This window comes from Pseudochryseolinea flava, assembly GCF_003286915.1.
In the GTDB taxonomy this organism is placed as follows: domain Bacteria; phylum Bacteroidota; class Bacteroidia; order Cytophagales; family Cyclobacteriaceae; genus Ohtaekwangia; species Ohtaekwangia flava.
In genome coordinates this window covers 21,518-36,319 of record NZ_QMFY01000008.1, presented here as the reverse complement: position 1 = coordinate 36,319, position 14,802 = coordinate 21,518, and the positions used below count along the sequence as shown (strand labels likewise).

Annotated in this window: 19 protein-coding genes; 7 read left to right on the top strand and 12 right to left on the bottom strand. The window is 42.5% G+C overall.

The annotated features are described in order from the left end of the window. Window positions 1–221: 221 nt before the first annotated feature. The 3 genes from DQQ10_RS15670 to DQQ10_RS15660 all read right to left on the bottom strand — a co-directional run bounded on the left by DQQ10_RS15670 (window position 222) and on the right by DQQ10_RS15660 (window position 1,353). A complete protein-coding gene (locus tag DQQ10_RS15670; protein WP_112747836.1) occupies window positions 222–581 on the bottom strand; it encodes a response regulator in 360 nt (119 codons plus the stop codon). Between the two features lie 76 nt (window positions 582–657). Continuing rightward, a complete protein-coding gene (locus DQQ10_RS15665) occupies window positions 658–912 on the bottom strand; it encodes a hypothetical protein (RefSeq protein ID WP_112747835.1) in 255 nt (84 codons plus the stop codon). A gap of 165 nt (window positions 913–1,077) precedes the next feature. Next, a complete protein-coding gene (locus DQQ10_RS15660) occupies window positions 1,078–1,353 on the bottom strand; it encodes a hypothetical protein (RefSeq protein WP_112747834.1) in 276 nt (91 codons plus the stop codon). A gap of 134 nt (window positions 1,354–1,487) precedes the next feature. Between DQQ10_RS15660 and DQQ10_RS15655 the strand changes: the two genes are divergently transcribed. Next, window positions 1,488–1,895 (top strand): hypothetical protein, encoded by a 408-nt coding sequence (locus DQQ10_RS15655; protein WP_112747833.1) that lies wholly within the window; start codon window positions 1,488–1,490, stop codon window positions 1,893–1,895. 8 nt (window positions 1,896–1,903) lie between these two features. Here the strand turns inward: DQQ10_RS15655 and DQQ10_RS15650 are convergent, their stop codons facing one another. Beyond that, complete coding sequence (locus DQQ10_RS15650) at window positions 1,904–2,323, bottom strand: hypothetical protein (protein WP_133259668.1); 420 nt, start codon at window positions 2,321–2,323, stop codon at window positions 1,904–1,906. 103 nt (window positions 2,324–2,426) lie between these two features. Here DQQ10_RS15650 and DQQ10_RS15645 point away from each other — a divergent pair, with 103 nt between their 5' ends. Beyond that, a complete protein-coding gene (locus DQQ10_RS15645; RefSeq protein ID WP_112747831.1) occupies window positions 2,427–3,188 on the top strand; it encodes a DUF2490 domain-containing protein in 762 nt (253 codons plus the stop codon). A gap of 69 nt (window positions 3,189–3,257) precedes the next feature. Here DQQ10_RS15645 and DQQ10_RS15640 read toward each other — a convergent pair whose 3' ends face one another. Beyond that, window positions 3,258–3,959: a DUF2541 family protein gene (locus tag DQQ10_RS15640; RefSeq protein WP_112747830.1), complete on the bottom strand. Its 702-nt coding sequence runs from the start codon at window positions 3,957–3,959 to the stop codon at window positions 3,258–3,260. A gap of 170 nt (window positions 3,960–4,129) precedes the next feature. Here DQQ10_RS15640 and DQQ10_RS28430 point away from each other — a divergent pair, with 170 nt between their 5' ends. The 5 genes from DQQ10_RS28430 to DQQ10_RS15615 all read left to right on the top strand — a co-directional run bounded on the left by DQQ10_RS28430 (window position 4,130) and on the right by DQQ10_RS15615 (window position 7,788). After that, window positions 4,130–4,288, top strand: a complete 159-nt coding sequence (locus tag DQQ10_RS28430; protein ID WP_112747829.1) for a zinc ribbon domain-containing protein — start codon at window positions 4,130–4,132, stop codon at window positions 4,286–4,288. A 119-nt stretch (window positions 4,289–4,407) separates the two neighbouring features. Next, entirely contained in the window at window positions 4,408–4,935 is a 528-nt protein-coding gene (locus DQQ10_RS15630) for a YciE/YciF ferroxidase family protein (protein ID WP_112747828.1), read from the top strand. Window positions 4,936–5,341: 406 nt separating this feature from the next. Continuing rightward, entirely contained in the window at window positions 5,342–5,716 is a 375-nt protein-coding gene (locus DQQ10_RS15625) for a response regulator (protein ID WP_112747827.1), read from the top strand. Between the two features lie 21 nt (window positions 5,717–5,737). Beyond that, window positions 5,738–6,421, top strand: a complete 684-nt coding sequence (locus DQQ10_RS15620) for a response regulator transcription factor (protein ID WP_112747826.1) — start codon at window positions 5,738–5,740, stop codon at window positions 6,419–6,421. Continuing rightward, window positions 6,418–7,788, top strand: a complete 1,371-nt coding sequence (locus DQQ10_RS15615) for a HAMP domain-containing sensor histidine kinase (RefSeq protein ID WP_112747825.1) — start codon at window positions 6,418–6,420, stop codon at window positions 7,786–7,788. Before DQQ10_RS15620 ends, DQQ10_RS15615 begins: the two co-directional genes overlap by 4 nt. 140 nt (window positions 7,789–7,928) lie before the next feature. On the opposite strand, the gene DQQ10_RS15610 is transcribed toward DQQ10_RS15615, so the two are convergent. The 7 genes from DQQ10_RS15610 to DQQ10_RS15580 form a co-directional block, all read right to left on the bottom strand. Further along, window positions 7,929–8,714 carry a hypothetical protein gene (locus DQQ10_RS15610; protein WP_112747824.1) on the bottom strand — a complete coding sequence of 262 codons (786 nt, stop codon included), beginning with the start codon at window positions 8,712–8,714 and terminating at the stop codon, window positions 7,929–7,931. A 101-nt stretch (window positions 8,715–8,815) separates the two neighbouring features. Next, window positions 8,816–10,021, bottom strand: coding sequence for an epoxide hydrolase family protein (locus DQQ10_RS15605; RefSeq protein WP_245970434.1), 1,206 nt, complete (start codon window positions 10,019–10,021; stop codon window positions 8,816–8,818). A gap of 110 nt (window positions 10,022–10,131) precedes the next feature. Then, window positions 10,132–11,001: a helix-turn-helix domain-containing protein gene (locus tag DQQ10_RS15600; RefSeq protein ID WP_112747823.1), complete on the bottom strand. Its 870-nt coding sequence runs from the start codon at window positions 10,999–11,001 to the stop codon at window positions 10,132–10,134. A 64-nt stretch (window positions 11,002–11,065) separates the two neighbouring features. Continuing rightward, window positions 11,066–11,980, bottom strand: a complete 915-nt coding sequence (locus DQQ10_RS15595; RefSeq protein ID WP_112747822.1) for a PD40 domain-containing protein — start codon at window positions 11,978–11,980, stop codon at window positions 11,066–11,068. Window positions 11,981–11,985: 5 nt separating this feature from the next. Next, window positions 11,986–12,597, bottom strand: coding sequence for a CGNR zinc finger domain-containing protein (locus DQQ10_RS15590; protein ID WP_112747821.1), 612 nt, complete (start codon window positions 12,595–12,597; stop codon window positions 11,986–11,988). A gap of 185 nt (window positions 12,598–12,782) precedes the next feature. Then, window positions 12,783–13,946, bottom strand: coding sequence for a hypothetical protein (locus tag DQQ10_RS15585; protein ID WP_133259667.1), 1,164 nt, complete (start codon window positions 13,944–13,946; stop codon window positions 12,783–12,785). A 107-nt stretch (window positions 13,947–14,053) separates the two neighbouring features. Continuing rightward, window positions 14,054–14,797, bottom strand: coding sequence for a LytR/AlgR family response regulator transcription factor (locus tag DQQ10_RS15580; protein ID WP_112747819.1), 744 nt, complete (start codon window positions 14,795–14,797; stop codon window positions 14,054–14,056). Between the last annotated feature and the right edge of the window lie 5 nt (window positions 14,798–14,802).

The following is a 14,802-nucleotide window of genomic DNA, read 5'->3' as shown; positions in this document are numbered from 1 at the left end:
CGTGTGCACCGTGTATCGAGGCTTTACGATTATCAATCAACATCTTACGTGGATTTCACCACTTGGATGGCGGAGGCGGCTACGAGTTATAAGCCACAAGTTGCAAGCTGCAAGCGACAAGCTGCAAGTTACAAGCTTCAGGTTACAAGCCGCAACGTTGAGGTTACAAGCTACAAACTCTAGGCTAAAAGTTATAAGCTACAGGTTGCAAGCCGCAACGTCTAGGCTGCAAGAAACACTGCGACGAGTCGCTCGAACTCCTCACGCTCGAAAGGCTTAGGAAGTAACGCCTTGAAACCGGAGTTTAGTAACCGCTGGCATCGTGAGTCATCAACATGCGCAGAAATCGCCAAGGCAAGAAACGACTGCGCTGAGATTACCTCAAGATCTTTTAACAATTCCAAGCCATCCATGTCCTCTTGCAAAAAGACATTTAGCAGTGCTACATCGAACGTATTGTTGCGCGCAAATACTTTTGCTTCAATTGCCGATGACAACGTTGTCACGTCGAACGCGGGTGACAATTGTTTTTTGATAATCAGTCTATCGACCTGTTGATCTTCAACTACTAAAATTCTCATGAACTAAAAATGTCAGTGCGAAACTACACACTGGAGAATGCGCGTCGATTAAGGATGTATGAAGTATCGATGTACGTTATGTGAGCTCATGAAACACATCGTGACAGACTTCTGAAAAAATCTCTAAGACGATTGTCGTTGTTGTTTCGCGCGAAGGAAGATTTTGACCAAGATATTGTTCCGGATTATTGATAATAGCATCGATCAAGCGGTTAACATAAACCTTCCAATCTGTAAGATCCATGCGTCGCTTTTTGTGCTCAATCATTTCCAAAAAAGGACGAAGTGCTGCTGCAAATAATATCTTCTGATCGTGGATAGGTCTAGTCATGAACAAAATACTAGCGACTGATTATCGCTATGTGGTGCATCCAAAACTAAAGATTGTTACTTGAATATGATATCACGTAACAAAAACTTAACATTCACTCTTTGTCAACTTCAACGTAAAATTGTTTCCTCATTTGAAACATTTCGCATGCATCGACAGTAAACGCTACTTCGAATTCTTTTTGATCAACGTCTTAAACTGCGCTCTCTTCTTTTTCTTTTTGCGCAACTTCTTCAATTCTTTTAGCTGAAGTTTCGCATTCCGCTTAATCTCATCCTTAAGATGTGACTTTATCTCGCGCACGATTTTCTTTACCGCATTAGAGATGCTCTTACGAATTTTCTTCGGCGGTTCACCAATTTCAAGATCTGCATAAGCCTGACCAAAGGCCGTTTCAATTCTATCGGAAATATCTTTTGTGACCAATTGCTTCTCATCCATATGCATCGATTCTAACACAAAGTTCGAAAATCACGTCACATCGTGTATCAACGGAGATAAAGATAATATTAAGTTTTACGCTACGTCATGCTCTGAAAACATCGCATGACTATTATTGATGAAATTATAATTCAATGAAGAAGACTTCGCGACTGACTGCATTCTGTTTTACATTCTTGATCTCGTTAGCCTTCCCCATCGCAGCATCGCTAACCAATATTGCATCGTCATCAATTGCCTACACCGACATTATAATAGCGATTATCCTCATTGCACTGTCCCTGTTCATCCACGTCAAGCGATCACCACATCGCAGAAAAGGCTCACGGAAGTTTATCATCAACCTTTACAAGGGAATATTTTCAATACCGATGCTTCTGCTAATCGTATTCATCACAAGCCCCGGTATTAAATGGGATATTTTATTGATTGGATTAGCGTGGCGCTTTTGGCTACTGTCACTCATTCTAGAGGACCTCGTGCAAATACATCTGGCTAGTAGAGACAACGTGGTAAGTAGCCGAATTTCGTCAGGCCAATAACAACACGGTTACAATGTCGTTTTCTTTTTGAGCGTCAAGTACCGGTTAAATTTCCCGTCAAGAAATGACACCTGCATTTTATCTTTTGAGAGGCTGCGTACGCTAATAACTTTTGGAAGCGACACACCTGAAACGGTTGAATTTATTATCAAAGCCATCTTTTCTTGTTGCTCGTATATAAACGGATCCGAAGCAATGGCAACCTCTTCCTTAAACTGATGTAATGTGCCCGTCGCAATTACGCCAGTAGCACCGATGATTTCCATCTTACCGTCGGAGAAGTGAAATGTAAGGTTTTTAAATCGCTCGTCCTTTACCGTTTGCGTCTTCCAATAACCGATCAAATGAGTGTTCATTGATCGTTCAATTCCTGTAAAAGAAGACAGTGAAATCAGCAGAATTAAGGCGATGATAAAAACTCGATTCATAAGAATTACATTTTCATTAAAAGTCATGAATCCGCAGGCAGGTGGCAATGATTTTCTATTACGGTTTTGTTAAGTTCGCGTGACGTATAGATAACATCAAAAAATGATTTACAAACTTAGAACGCTTATTATCATCGCTTTTGCATTAACGCCGATGGTGGTAAATGCGCAAGCACCAGAAAAAAATATTCACCACCGCGAACAGCTTTGGGTCGGCTACTTCAACCAAACCCGTCTCAGCAATAAATGGGGTCTTTGGCTTGATGTCCAACATCGCCTCACCGACAACTTTGCAGATCGATCATTCCAATTTCTGTTTCGTCCTGCTATCACATACTTCATCAAAGACAACCTTCGTGTAAATGTAGGCTACGGCTATATCCATCATTTTCCAGCAAAGGGCATGGAGACCCATCGCAACGAACACAGGCCGTGGCAGCAAATCTGGTGGACACAAAAATACTCTGGATTAACAACGCTGCAGTGGCTTCGCTTCGAGCAACGTTTCAATGAGAAAGTAGTCGCTGACGAAAAACAAGATGGCTATAACTACAATTTTCGTATACGCTACAATTTCTCATTTTTCATTCCATTGAAAGGAAAAGAAATTGTTGCAAAAACACCCTTCATCTCACTCGGCAATGAACTGTTCTTGAACTTCGGTGATCGCACAGTTTACAACACGTTTGATCAAAATCGATTATTCGCGGGGATGGGATATCAATTCACAAAAAATCTAAATGTGCAACTCGGGTACCTAAACGTTTATCAGCAAGAAGCCTCGGGTAACAATTATGTGTCGTCGCATGCGGCACGTGTCGCCGTATTCCATAACTTAGATTTCAGGTCTACCACTACACAATAACGAATTGTGTGACAAATAAAAAGAGCAGCGTTTGAAATGAAACGCTGCTCTTCTTTTTAAAAGCCAAACTTACTCAGGCTTATCGCGCAACTGCGCTTTGGTAATGAATACTTTTTTACCTTGGTTGTTAATGTAGTAATACTTAGCATTATCGTCAAGGTAAACTGTTTCGCCACCAGGGCCTACTTTGTGCTTAAGTTTTTGATCGGCGATAGCAGCTGCAGCATCGTTAACACCTTCTGAAACTTTATCACCAGCAGATTGCGTCGCTTCCTTTGCATCTTCTTTTGCTTCACGAGCGTCCTCTTTCATCTCTTCTTTCTCATCTCGGTAAGTATCGGCGCCCGCAGGTTGATTTGTTTTTAACCCATAAAGTTGAACATCAGCTTTCTCACCCTTAGAATTCGCAACGGTGTGATACGTGAATGTCACACGCGCGATATCTCTGTCGGGATGTTTCAAGTTGATCACACGAGTTTCGGTGCCTTCATTGATTTGGCTTCTTACATTGATTTCCTCGATCGCACCAGATTCATAAACAACCTTTAATTGATCGATATGCAATGGTGCTTCAGACACCTTAATTTTGATAGAAGTGAATTCATCGGCACCAATTACTTCAATGGATTCAGTCTGTGATTTAAAACTTGCCGAAACTTGTCCAATGTGCTGCCACCCTTTTTCGTTACTTGTCACAACAGCTGGCTTCTGTGCATTTGCAAAACCTATTGCACCCAGCATTATTGAAAACATTACACCAATCTTTTTCATGATTTTTAAACTTTATTTTTTTATTTAACTGACCACGTTCATTCGTGTGGTCGTGTTACAACAAGAAAATATCGGTGCCAACCACAGCAATCTGGCGACTTTAAACGTGCAACCCTGACAATAAAATAATTCAATCGCGTATCTTCGATGTGTAAAGTTTACATCTCCTTATGAAGAAGAAAGAATGTCCATCATGCGCTATGCAAATCGACGAAAACGCGTCCACCTGCCCTATCTGCGGATATCTGTTTCCAAAAACGAGCGTGGTCTGGAAGATTCTCGCTATCATTCTTATAATCCTCATGCTATACCACGTGATTACGCTCTAACGAGTCGACAAACAAACAGCCACGATTCTGTTTGAAAATGAACCGATTCGACAACAATCCACAACGTGGTATAAGTTTTTTAACGCTTGATAAAAAATCCACTTATAAAATTTAGCGTTATGGAAAATGGATCAGGCCTTAAACAGAACAAACTCCCGTTGACGGAATTTTTTATAGAAGAGCTACAAGATATCTATGGTGCTGAAAAGCAGCTTACCGTTGCACTTCCCAAAATGAAGAAAGCAGCAACGTCACCAGATCTTGCAATGGCGTTTGAAGATCACCTTCATATAACCATCGATCAAATTGCACGGCTTGAAAAAATATTCACGTTGTTGGGTGAAGAACCAAAAGCAAAAAAATGTGAAGCAATGGATGGTATCTTGAAAGAAGGCGAATCTGTCATTCAAGATACGGAGGCAGGAAGTAACACCCGCGACGTTGGACTCATCGTATCGGCGCAGAAAGTAGAACACTACGAAATTGCCGCCTACGGTAGCTTACGGCAGATCGCACGAACAATCGACAGAAGCCAAATTGCTACATTATTAGAAGAGACATTGCAAGAGGAAAAAGAAACGGACATGCTCCTTTCAAACTTAGCAGAAACACTCATCAATCAAGACGCAAGAAATGAAGCACGATAGTGCTATTCTATTTTTATCGAAGCAATATTGGGCCAGGTAAATCCTGGCTTTTTTTGGCACCAAACTTTAATTATGATAATTGCCATATCGCCCGATGTGGATAATTCAAAACAAAATTAAGACTATATGAAAAATATTTACCCAGTGATCATCATCGTTGTTGTGATGATTCTGAACATGGTGCTTAACCATTTGGCGTATCAGTAAGAAGAAGTAAGAAGTAAGAAGTAAGAAGTAAGTAATCAGGAGACAGGAGTCAGGAGTCAGAAGTTGAAACGTTTTTTAATACCTTTTTAATCTCGTCTTTATATCGGCTTTAGGTGGCTACCGTACTTTTGAGTCAAAGTAGTTTACAGTAAAGCCCATCAAAAGACGTTCGGTGGGCTTTTCTATAAAATTTCACCGCATGAAATCATGTTTGCATATCGACAACGATCCGGATGATCAAGACTATTTCATAGACACTGTTCACCAAATATCGAGCACTGCGGGATGCTTCGCTGTATCCAACACGGAAGAAGCGTTCCTTACGCTGATCAGTCAAAATTTAACGCCCGACTACATCTTTGTATCGCTTGAACTTCCGGTAATCGACGGATTTCAGTTTCTAGAACGTATCAAAAAAATTCCACAATTCAGCGGCATTCCAGTGGTGATGCTCACGTCAAACTATTCCACGGAAATAATTGAAAAAGCTACGAAGTTTGGTGCTTCGGCGATATATTCAAAAACAAGACGCGACGCGCTCCGTCAAATACTCGCACCTTACTTTGGTCGATAGTGTCTAATCCAAAAACCGCTCATGAACATACTCGTAATTGAAGACGAAGAAAAAGTAGCAACATTCCTCAAACACGGGTTAGAAGAACAAGGTCATGACGTTCGTATTGCGCGCGATGGCGCCGCTGGACAACAACTTGCACTCGACAACGAATTTCACATCGTCCTGCTGGACCTGATTCTTCCTGGCATCCATGGTGTAAAAGTTTGCCAGACGATAAAAAAAGAAAAACCTTTTTTGCCGATACTCATGCTTACGGCGCTGGGCACAACCGACGACAAACTCGCTGGTTTTGAATCTGGCGCTGATGATTATTTGGTAAAACCGTTTGAGTTTAAAGAATTGCTGGCGCGAATAAAAGCATTGACAAAACGTTCGCAGGCTTCCAGCGTTGTTGAGAAGGCCAATCTTCTAAGCGTTGGCGATCTGCAGTTGGATCTCGACAAGAAAGTAGCATTACGGGGAAATAAAGTTATTGCGCTAACAGCAAAAGAGTTTTCACTGCTCGAATATCTCATCAAAAACAAAGGGCGCGTCATGTCGCGTATAGACATCGCAGCGGAAGTCTGGAACCTTAATTTCGATTCGGGTACAAATGTCGTCGAAGTGTATGTCAATATTCTTCGTAAAAAGATCGACCGCGACTTCCCGGTTAAACTGATTCAGACACGAATTGGCTTAGGATATGTAATTCAACAACCATGAACATCAGAACAAAACTGACATTACGATTTATCGCGATCACAGCGATTATCTTAATCTCGGGATTGCTCATGATATACATCTTCTCTGCCGCATATCGCCAAGACGAGTTTTATACGCGTCTTCAAAATAAAGCCATCAATACAGCCACGTTGTTTATTGACGTTGATGAAGTAAACACAGCGCTACTTACAAAGATCGAGAAAGACAATCCGATCAATCTGCCATCGGAAACGATTTTGATCTACAATGCAAAAGACTCCCTCCTTTTTGCTACAGGGGCAGTACAAGCTGTTACGGTTACCGATTCCATGCTTAGCGCTGTTCGAACAGAAGATGAAATACGCTCTCTTGAAGGGGAGCATGAAGTGCTCGGATTTGTATTCACAGGAAAGCGTGGAAAGTTTGTAATCATCGCTGCCGCCATCGACATCTATGGTCACAAAAAGCTAAAAAACTTGTTAATCATTTTAATGAGTGTATTTGGTGTTAGTGTGATCGTCGTAACCATTACGGCATGGCTATACGCGGGCAAGGCGCTTCAACCGATCGCCAACGTTGTAAATCAGGTGAGTAAAATATCGATATCAAGCCTCGATAAAAGATTAGACGAAGGCAATGGATCAGATGAAATCGCAAAGTTAAGCCATACGTTTAACGATATGCTTATACGTTTAGAAAGTTCCTTCCTTACACAGAAAAATTTTATTGCCAATGCCTCCCATGAACTACGTACACCGCTAACTTCTATCACCGGACAACTCGAAGTAACGCTCCTTAATGAGCGAAGTCCCGAGAAATACAAGCAGGTAATTCTTTCAGTTTTAGAAGACATCAAATCGCTGAACCTCTTATCAAACAAACTGCTTTTGCTTGCGCAATCATCGATGGAGGAACGCGAGCGAAAGATGCAGCCAATTCGCATTGATGAAGTAATCTGGCAAGCCAAAGAGGAGCTTCTTAAATATCAGGAGCAATACATTGTGAATGTGAATCTTGATGAAACACTTGATGACGAACAACATCTCACCATTATTGCTGATGAGCAACTGATCAAGACTGCGGTTACTAATATGATGGAGAACAGCTGCAAATACGCTGACGACCACCGTTGCGAAATCAACATCTCTCCTAGCAAAGGTGGGGTAAAAATCACCTTTGTCGATAACGGCATTGGTATCCCTCACGACGAACTTCAAAAAATCTTTGAACCCTTCTTTCGGGGTAGCAATACGTTAGGGTATCGTGGTCACGGCATAGGACTATCGATGGTAAGGAGAATTCTACTGTTGCACAAAGGAAGCATCGCGATAGCATCCGAAGTTAATAAAGGTACTACCATTGCCATTACGCTACCTTGTATTGGATGAAGACTAACTAGCAACAACATGAGCAAAAAGAATACAATAAGACCTAAAAAAATACAACGCGAAGACATTGGTATCTTCGCGTTGCTAGCGCTTTTTACATTGTTGTTGATGGCGCGTCTATTCGGGACATAACCACGCAATCAATATTGTCTTCCCGTCAAGAGGGGATTTTTAAGATCAACCCAAAAAATATGTATAGATTCTTGCTTATTTACTTTGCCGTTAGCATCTGCATCTAATCTCGCAAATACGTACATGCGATCAATGCCCTGATCGTACTGCGATTTAACCACGGAATAGTTCATGGGTATTAATGCTTTCTTATTGCTTCCGTTAATATCAAAATAATAAAGTCGCCGAAGGTCTTTGATATTGATAAAACCATCTTTGTTGGTATCCTCATCATACACCGAAGCAAGAAAATAATTACGGCGCACCGGTTGATAATTGAGTGTGTCTTTCGAGAATGACGGATAGTACAACGTGCGCATCAACACCGGCTTTTCGAAAAGATTTTTTGAAGCATTGGTTTCTGCATTGAAGTGAGAGACATTGATCATATTGTAGCCAGTCAACGCTTCTAGTCCCGGCATGAAGTTATAATGCCATGCATTACCCTCGGCGCGATCGCCCTCATAGCCACCGTAATAATCGTTCTCACCGATATAGGTAGTGCTATCACGTCGGTAATTGATTTTATAAATAGTGGTCAATCGATATTGAGGATATCCTGTCAACAACACATCGGTGGGCTGACTTTGAAGAATCAATGAATCATTGGCAATACCATCCGGCTTTTCAGTGTCGTCTTCCGAAGATGTAGATGCGCTGACGGCGAATCCTTTTTCTTCATATTTTTCCGAGCAACTGAAAACGACGCTGAGAAAAGCGATGCACAACAGCAATTCGAACTTTGATATTGACATATTATCGGGGTTATGGTAATTCGGGGCTGAAGCTACTAAATTTTGAACACACCAATAACACAAAAAAAGATCCCGGTAAAACTGCCGGGATCTTTCAACTTTTACGGATTATTTAATACTGTAAAGAACGTTCGGATTTCGTCGGCAAAAATTGTAGGGACTTCTAATGCTGCGAAGTGACCACCGTCCTTCATTTTCTTGAAGCTTACCACGCGCACAGAGCGTTCGGCCCATTCTTGTGGGAATTGTGCCTCTCTCGGGAACAAGGCTATGCCAGCGGGCACGTTACTTTTTTGCAATTGTTGTGCACCACTCCATTGTGCAATCGCATCCACTTTATACATGCGCGTTGATGTGGCAATTGTTTGTGTTACCCAGTAGATCATCACATTGGTCAAGAATTCATCTTTCCCGCCCATAGCTTGTTCGAGCAATTCAGGTGTAGCCCCAGCGTTGACGAAGCTTAATATCCACGCAGCAAGGCCTACCGGTGAGTCGTTCAAGCCATAAGCAAGTGACTGCGGTTTTGTTGCGTGTACCATGGCGTAGGCACCTTCAGAGTACCACCATTGCTGCACAAAGCCTGCGAATTGTTTTTCTGCTTCCGTCATCGTCGAAGGATCTTCCTGTCCCATTGGGTATCCTACGTCAGTGAAATGTACACCAGCCACTACGTTGGGATATTTCGAGGCGAGCGCCTTTGTTACACCCATGCCGATGTCGCCACCAGCAGCGAAGAATTTTTCATACCCTAAGTTCTCTGTCATCAGTGCTTTCCAAAGATCAGCTACAGCCTCACTGGTAAGCGCTACCTTATCGGAGAAACCAAATCCTGGAACAGATGGAATCACGAGATCAAAACTTTGCTCTCCTTCCGTAAGAAGGGGAATGATTTTATGAAAACGATAATAGCTATCAGGCCAACCGTGTGTTAGAATGAGCGGCTTCGCGTTTTTACCTTTCCCTTTGATGTATTGAAAATGGATTTTCGTGCCGTTAACTTTGGCGATGTATTGCGGATATTTATTAAGCTGTGCTTCATGCTTGCGCCAGTCATAACTGTTTGCCCAGTATTGCGATAGTTCACGTAAGTAGGATTCACTCGTGCCGAAATTCCAACCAGAGCCTTCTGCCTCACCTGGCCAACGTGTGTTCTTCAATCTGCTTTTCAAATCATCTAATACCGACTGAGGTATCGCTACTTTAAATTCTGTTACATTCTTCATGATGGGTGCTTTTTTTGTTTGTGAATAAGAAAACGTCACATTCAGCAGGAGCATGAACATGACTACATACAACTTGTTCATAGGTCTTTTGTTTTGTTAAAACAAAGCTATGACATCAAGCCCCTATGCGAATTGATAACATGTCGGTAGAAATGGTACAAATTTCGGTTCTTTCACCAAACACCGAATTGCTACGCTTTGCGATACTCTTTCGGCGTAAACTTAGAGAATTTCTTAAATGACTTGGTGAAGTATGAAGCGTCTTCGAAGCCGAGCCAATAGCATATTTCTTGTATAGACATCGTGGTTTGTTTTAACAAGCTTTTCGCTTCCATCATCACAAACTCATCGATGAAATTTTTTGCACTCTTGCCTAACTCGGTTTGGAGTACCTCACTTAAATACTTGGGTGTAATACTGAGGTTTGTTGCGTAGTGAGCGACCTCCTTGTGCTTGGTAAAATCCTGCGCGACTAACTTTCTGAATGCATGTGTAATCTCCTCGCGTCGCGACACCGTGGGACTTTTCGGCTTATTGCTTTGAAGCGCATGAAATGAATTCACCAGTACCAACATCGAATGAACAATGCCCGGAATTGCATCTTTGTCGTCCTTCAACATTTTCAATGTGGTAAACAAAGACTTTAACTTGTCAACTTGATCGTCGGTCAATTGGAGTACATGATTGCCACCGTGGAAGAAAAAAGACAATGTATGGAGGAATGACTTTGCATTGATTCCCTCCAGCAATTCCTCAGTAAAATATACAGTATCGTGTTCAGCGGTATAATTCCCTGCCCACTGACAAACCATACCCGGCCCGATGGTGGTCAGTGACCGTGCCTTGAGAGAATAATCTGTACTACCGATTTTAAACACATCACCTTTACCAGAATAAGTGATCCCCAATCCGTAAGCAAATGTTCGAAACGGGAAATTGACGTGAGCATTCTTGTATGTATGTCGATCCGCCAAAAAGAAAGGCAAATTGAAACTATGCGCATTTTGATGCTTTAAATATTCATACAGGTTAAATGACTTCAGGTTGAATTTCTTCTGCATCACCAATACATTAATTACTGACGGACTATGGCAATATAGTTAATCCAATAAGTATCATGATAGTTTAATTTCGATTTATCGCCGTGAGAAGATACTTCGTACTAATCCATTTCACGTCATAGTTAGTACTGTAAAACAGATACGCACCATCAGATGTCAGGTAGCTGCAGTACTCGTACGTATTTGTGTTCACTCTGCTACCCATGTTCTGAGCTTGTGTCCAGACACCGTCACTACCGCGACGGGAATAATATAGATCACCACTCCCGTAAGAGTCAGCCCGATCAACCGAGGTAAAAATCAGATATTGTTCATCGGGCGAGATCATTGGATCGTGCTCCATCACCGTCGCGTTTATAGCGGGACCAAGGTTTTCAGGCGTCGTGTATATACCATCAACGTAACGGCTCACATAAATGTCGTGCGATCCCAACGTCCCTTCGCGATTCGAAGCAAAATACAAATTGCCATTCGCTGATGCAGACACATAATACTCCGTGCTATCTGAATTTACGGCGGCCACATTCACGGGAGTTGTCCACGATCCATCGCCTTGCAAACGTACGGACCAGATATCATAGTCGGCAATCGAATCACGCATATCGCGTGGACGATTTGAAATGAATAGCAGCGTCCCATCCCCGGTGATGAAAGGATCCGCTTGTGAATACGTTGTATCTGAGAAAGGTGCCAACACAGGCTTTCCCCACGTGGTATCTTTATATTCTGTCATGTAAATCACCCACTTCCCATGCCGTGACCGCGAGAAATAAAAACGTTCACCATCCGGAGAAAAACAAGCATTGAAGTCAAGTGAATCTCCACTGACGATACCAGGAAGAAACGTTAATGCAACAGAGTCTGGCGTCGGATGAGGATATCGATTCTTGCGTTGCTTATTGTCTGTCGTGCATTGCCATGCCTGTAACGCGATCGTGATCATGGCAAGTGCTGTGGCTATTGATTTCAGTAAACTCATCGTCGTTATGCATTTTTAGATTTCCGATAATAATACTCAAGCGCCTTCTCGCGACTTCCACAAACGTTCATATTGCACCATCTTCTTTTTCCGTTCTTGGATGTATCCAAAAATATCCATCCGCATCGCGGACACTCCTTTATGCGATGGAAATCACCCTCGGTTAAGACATCGAAAGCAGATTTCATGATGAGGTTTAACGGTTCATCGAAAGATATTTCTTCGCGGTGAAGATGAATATCAACTGCAGCTGAACGGAACCGTACATTAAGATTCTTGAAAGCTACGGATAGTCGATCGTTAAAGTTCGATGCGACCGATGCGTCCGGCACTTTGCCATTTGCAATGGATGAAAAAAGAAGACACAGGTTCTCGCGAACAGCAATGGCCTCACGGAGTTTAACCGCCGCTACCTTAGGTCGTAGACCTGCTTCTTGCCGTAACCACTGCAACTGCTTTGGCCGAAGGATGCCTGCCTTGCCTGACCACGACAATAGATCTTCAAAGGTGTTCAGGTACTCAAATACAGGCTCTCCATGGCGCGTGTTTACCGTGTTGATAAAATCAAATGCATGCAACCCACCATCAAGTTGCAGCGTTTCCAGCGTCCTTATCATTTTACCAGTAAATTACTTTTTATACGTAAAATATGTATTTTACTATTAAAACACGATTGTTAGGTAAAGTATATTTTTAGTAATTGAGGCGATATCGTCATCCTTAAGTAGAATGAAAACAAAAAAGACCGAAGAACTCGGCCTTTTTCGCTTCTGAAAAAATGTTGATCCTAACCTCAACAAATTCATTCCCAAAATCTATCCATATCCAAAATATCTTGTTCGACATCGCTTTCGCTTGAGCTTCCTCGGGCGAGTAACTTCACCGACTTACCTCCCTCCGATCCTTTTATGACCGCCATCACATGACACGTAGTGATGAGCTGCGCATTTGAAACCGATCCGGCATAGCCGCAACCTATTTCTCCTTGCGGGCACGTGCTACCCGTGGCTAGATAAGTAATGACATTATCACCAGGCGCGTAGTCATGCGTACCCCAGTAGTTTACAGTTTCCATCCGATGATCGATTTCCGGTGTCCATGAACAGGGATCGAATGTATAGGGATCGTCACCTGGATTGCTGATATAGCTTTCTTGTTCACGTGTCTGCCGATCAAAGGTCCCATCCGAATGGAAACGAAACCACTCCGCCACGATCGTATAGTAAAGTGAGATTGGAATCTCCACATCATAGATGGGGTCTTGGTTTTCGTCGTATACAGGACAAGCGGGAACACCAAGGCAGCAATCTTTGAAGATGTATTCGTTCATATTTCTTTCGCCCCGTGTATTCAAATTATACGGATGCCCTGTCGGATCAGTCAACATCGACCATTGCCAAAACCAGGTGTGGTTAAGGATATTACAGGCATCACCTGGTTTTTCGATTGTCATCACCCGCTCGATAATGTCTATGGGTTGATTGCTTTCGTCATAAGGAATAATATCGACGGGCAGTGAGGTTGATCCATCCGAAATTTCATCATTAATTTTCACAGGGTCTATATCGAAATATGTTATCCCGACTGTGTCGGTACTCTCTCTGCGCTCAATCTCTACATTGTAATAAAATGTTGAACCAGATACAGCGAAATACACGCCTTTCACGATTCGTGATTCTGGATGCGAAATACGAAGAACATCGCGCACACCAGGTAGTGTGTAAATTGTATCTCTACTCGATGTTTTTGTGAGCGTCGTATTCGAAACCGACGGTAAATTCCCGGTGACTTTAGCAGCTGAAATAAATGAAAAAGTTTCCATTATTGCGTCAGCCTTTTCTGGCGACAATGGTTCGTTGTTACCGCCTTCTTCCGGAGGGTCAACGCTCGGATCCGAACAACACATTAATACTACGGCCAGCACAACGAACCTGGCTGCGCGTGGCAAGCTCATGAAGATTTTCATTTTGTCTTTTTGAGCTAATCTAAGCTAACATTGAACACGACTTAGCCCGATTCAGTAGCTGGCAGACTTGGTTAAGTAAATGGCGGCTTTTACCGGCAACACCTGCGTTAGATTTTATTGAGTATCGAAAGAAACTCCTCTTTACGTCGTCTGGAGATATCAACTTCATGATCGTCGGTCAATACGACATGACCTCCTTCTCCGCGAACGTATTTCTTCACATGACTCACATTGATAAGAAAAGAATTATGTACACGAAAGAAACCAGATTCCGACAAGAAATCTTCAAAGTCTTTAAGTACACGCGTTACCACCTTTGATTGTTTTCCGGTAAGGTAAAGCGTTGTGTAGCAACCATCGGCCTTGCAGTAGATGATGTCTCTTGTGTTAAAGAAATCAATTCCTTCTGTGCTTGGTACGGCTAACTGCTCGACAATACCCGTCCTGGACGACGCGTTATGAAGTGCCGATTGTATTGAAAATTTCGCACCCGACTTTCGTTCCTTCACCCGTGTCACAGCGCGCATCAACTCATCTACATCTACTGGCTTAAGAAGATAATCTAACGCACTGAAACGGATAGCTTTGATAGCATATCGATCGAATGCCGACACAAAGATAACGTCAAACGATACGGGTGATAGCTGCTCCAGCAATTCAAATCCAGACATGCCGGGCATTTGAACGTCGAGAAAAACCAGGTCTGGGTTCAGTCTGCGAATGGCAGCGAGGGCCTCCAACGGATTCGAAAAGACACTGATCACGTTGATATCGGTACAATACTTTTTGATCAGATCTTGTAGATCTTCTAAACCGTCGCGTTCGTCGTCAATGAGGATTGTCTTAATCATTCATC

Coding starts and splice junctions, on each gene's coding strand:
- DQQ10_RS15670 (WP_112747836.1), bottom strand. CDS start 581: ATGAGAATTTTAGTAGTTGAAGATCAACAGGTCGATAGACTGATTATC.
- DQQ10_RS15665 (WP_112747835.1), bottom strand. CDS start 912: ATGACTAGACCTATCCACGATCAGAAGATATTATTTGCAGCAGCACTT.
- DQQ10_RS15660 (WP_112747834.1), bottom strand. CDS start 1,353: ATGGATGAGAAGCAATTGGTCACAAAAGATATTTCCGATAGAATTGAA.
- DQQ10_RS15655 (WP_112747833.1), top strand. CDS start 1,488: ATGAAGAAGACTTCGCGACTGACTGCATTCTGTTTTACATTCTTGATC.
- DQQ10_RS15650 (WP_133259668.1), bottom strand. CDS start 2,323: ATGAATCGAGTTTTTATCATCGCCTTAATTCTGCTGATTTCACTGTCT.
- DQQ10_RS15645 (WP_112747831.1), top strand. CDS start 2,427: ATGATTTACAAACTTAGAACGCTTATTATCATCGCTTTTGCATTAACG.
- DQQ10_RS15640 (WP_112747830.1), bottom strand. CDS start 3,959: ATGAAAAAGATTGGTGTAATGTTTTCAATAATGCTGGGTGCAATAGGT.
- DQQ10_RS28430 (WP_112747829.1), top strand. CDS start 4,130: ATGAAGAAGAAAGAATGTCCATCATGCGCTATGCAAATCGACGAAAAC.
- DQQ10_RS15630 (WP_112747828.1), top strand. CDS start 4,408: ATGGAAAATGGATCAGGCCTTAAACAGAACAAACTCCCGTTGACGGAA.
- DQQ10_RS15625 (WP_112747827.1), top strand. CDS start 5,342: ATGAAATCATGTTTGCATATCGACAACGATCCGGATGATCAAGACTAT.
- DQQ10_RS15620 (WP_112747826.1), top strand. CDS start 5,738: ATGAACATACTCGTAATTGAAGACGAAGAAAAAGTAGCAACATTCCTC.
- DQQ10_RS15615 (WP_112747825.1), top strand. CDS start 6,418: ATGAACATCAGAACAAAACTGACATTACGATTTATCGCGATCACAGCG.
- DQQ10_RS15610 (WP_112747824.1), bottom strand. CDS start 8,714: ATGTCAATATCAAAGTTCGAATTGCTGTTGTGCATCGCTTTTCTCAGC.
- DQQ10_RS15605 (WP_245970434.1), bottom strand. CDS start 10,021: ATGAACAAGTTGTATGTAGTCATGTTCATGCTCCTGCTGAATGTGACG.
- DQQ10_RS15600 (WP_112747823.1), bottom strand. CDS start 11,001: ATGCAGAAGAAATTCAACCTGAAGTCATTTAACCTGTATGAATATTTA.
- DQQ10_RS15595 (WP_112747822.1), bottom strand. CDS start 11,980: ATGAGTTTACTGAAATCAATAGCCACAGCACTTGCCATGATCACGATC.
- DQQ10_RS15590 (WP_112747821.1), bottom strand. CDS start 12,597: ATGATAAGGACGCTGGAAACGCTGCAACTTGATGGTGGGTTGCATGCA.
- DQQ10_RS15585 (WP_133259667.1), bottom strand. CDS start 13,946: ATGAAAATCTTCATGAGCTTGCCACGCGCAGCCAGGTTCGTTGTGCTG.
- DQQ10_RS15580 (WP_112747819.1), bottom strand. CDS start 14,797: ATGATTAAGACAATCCTCATTGACGACGAACGCGACGGTTTAGAAGAT.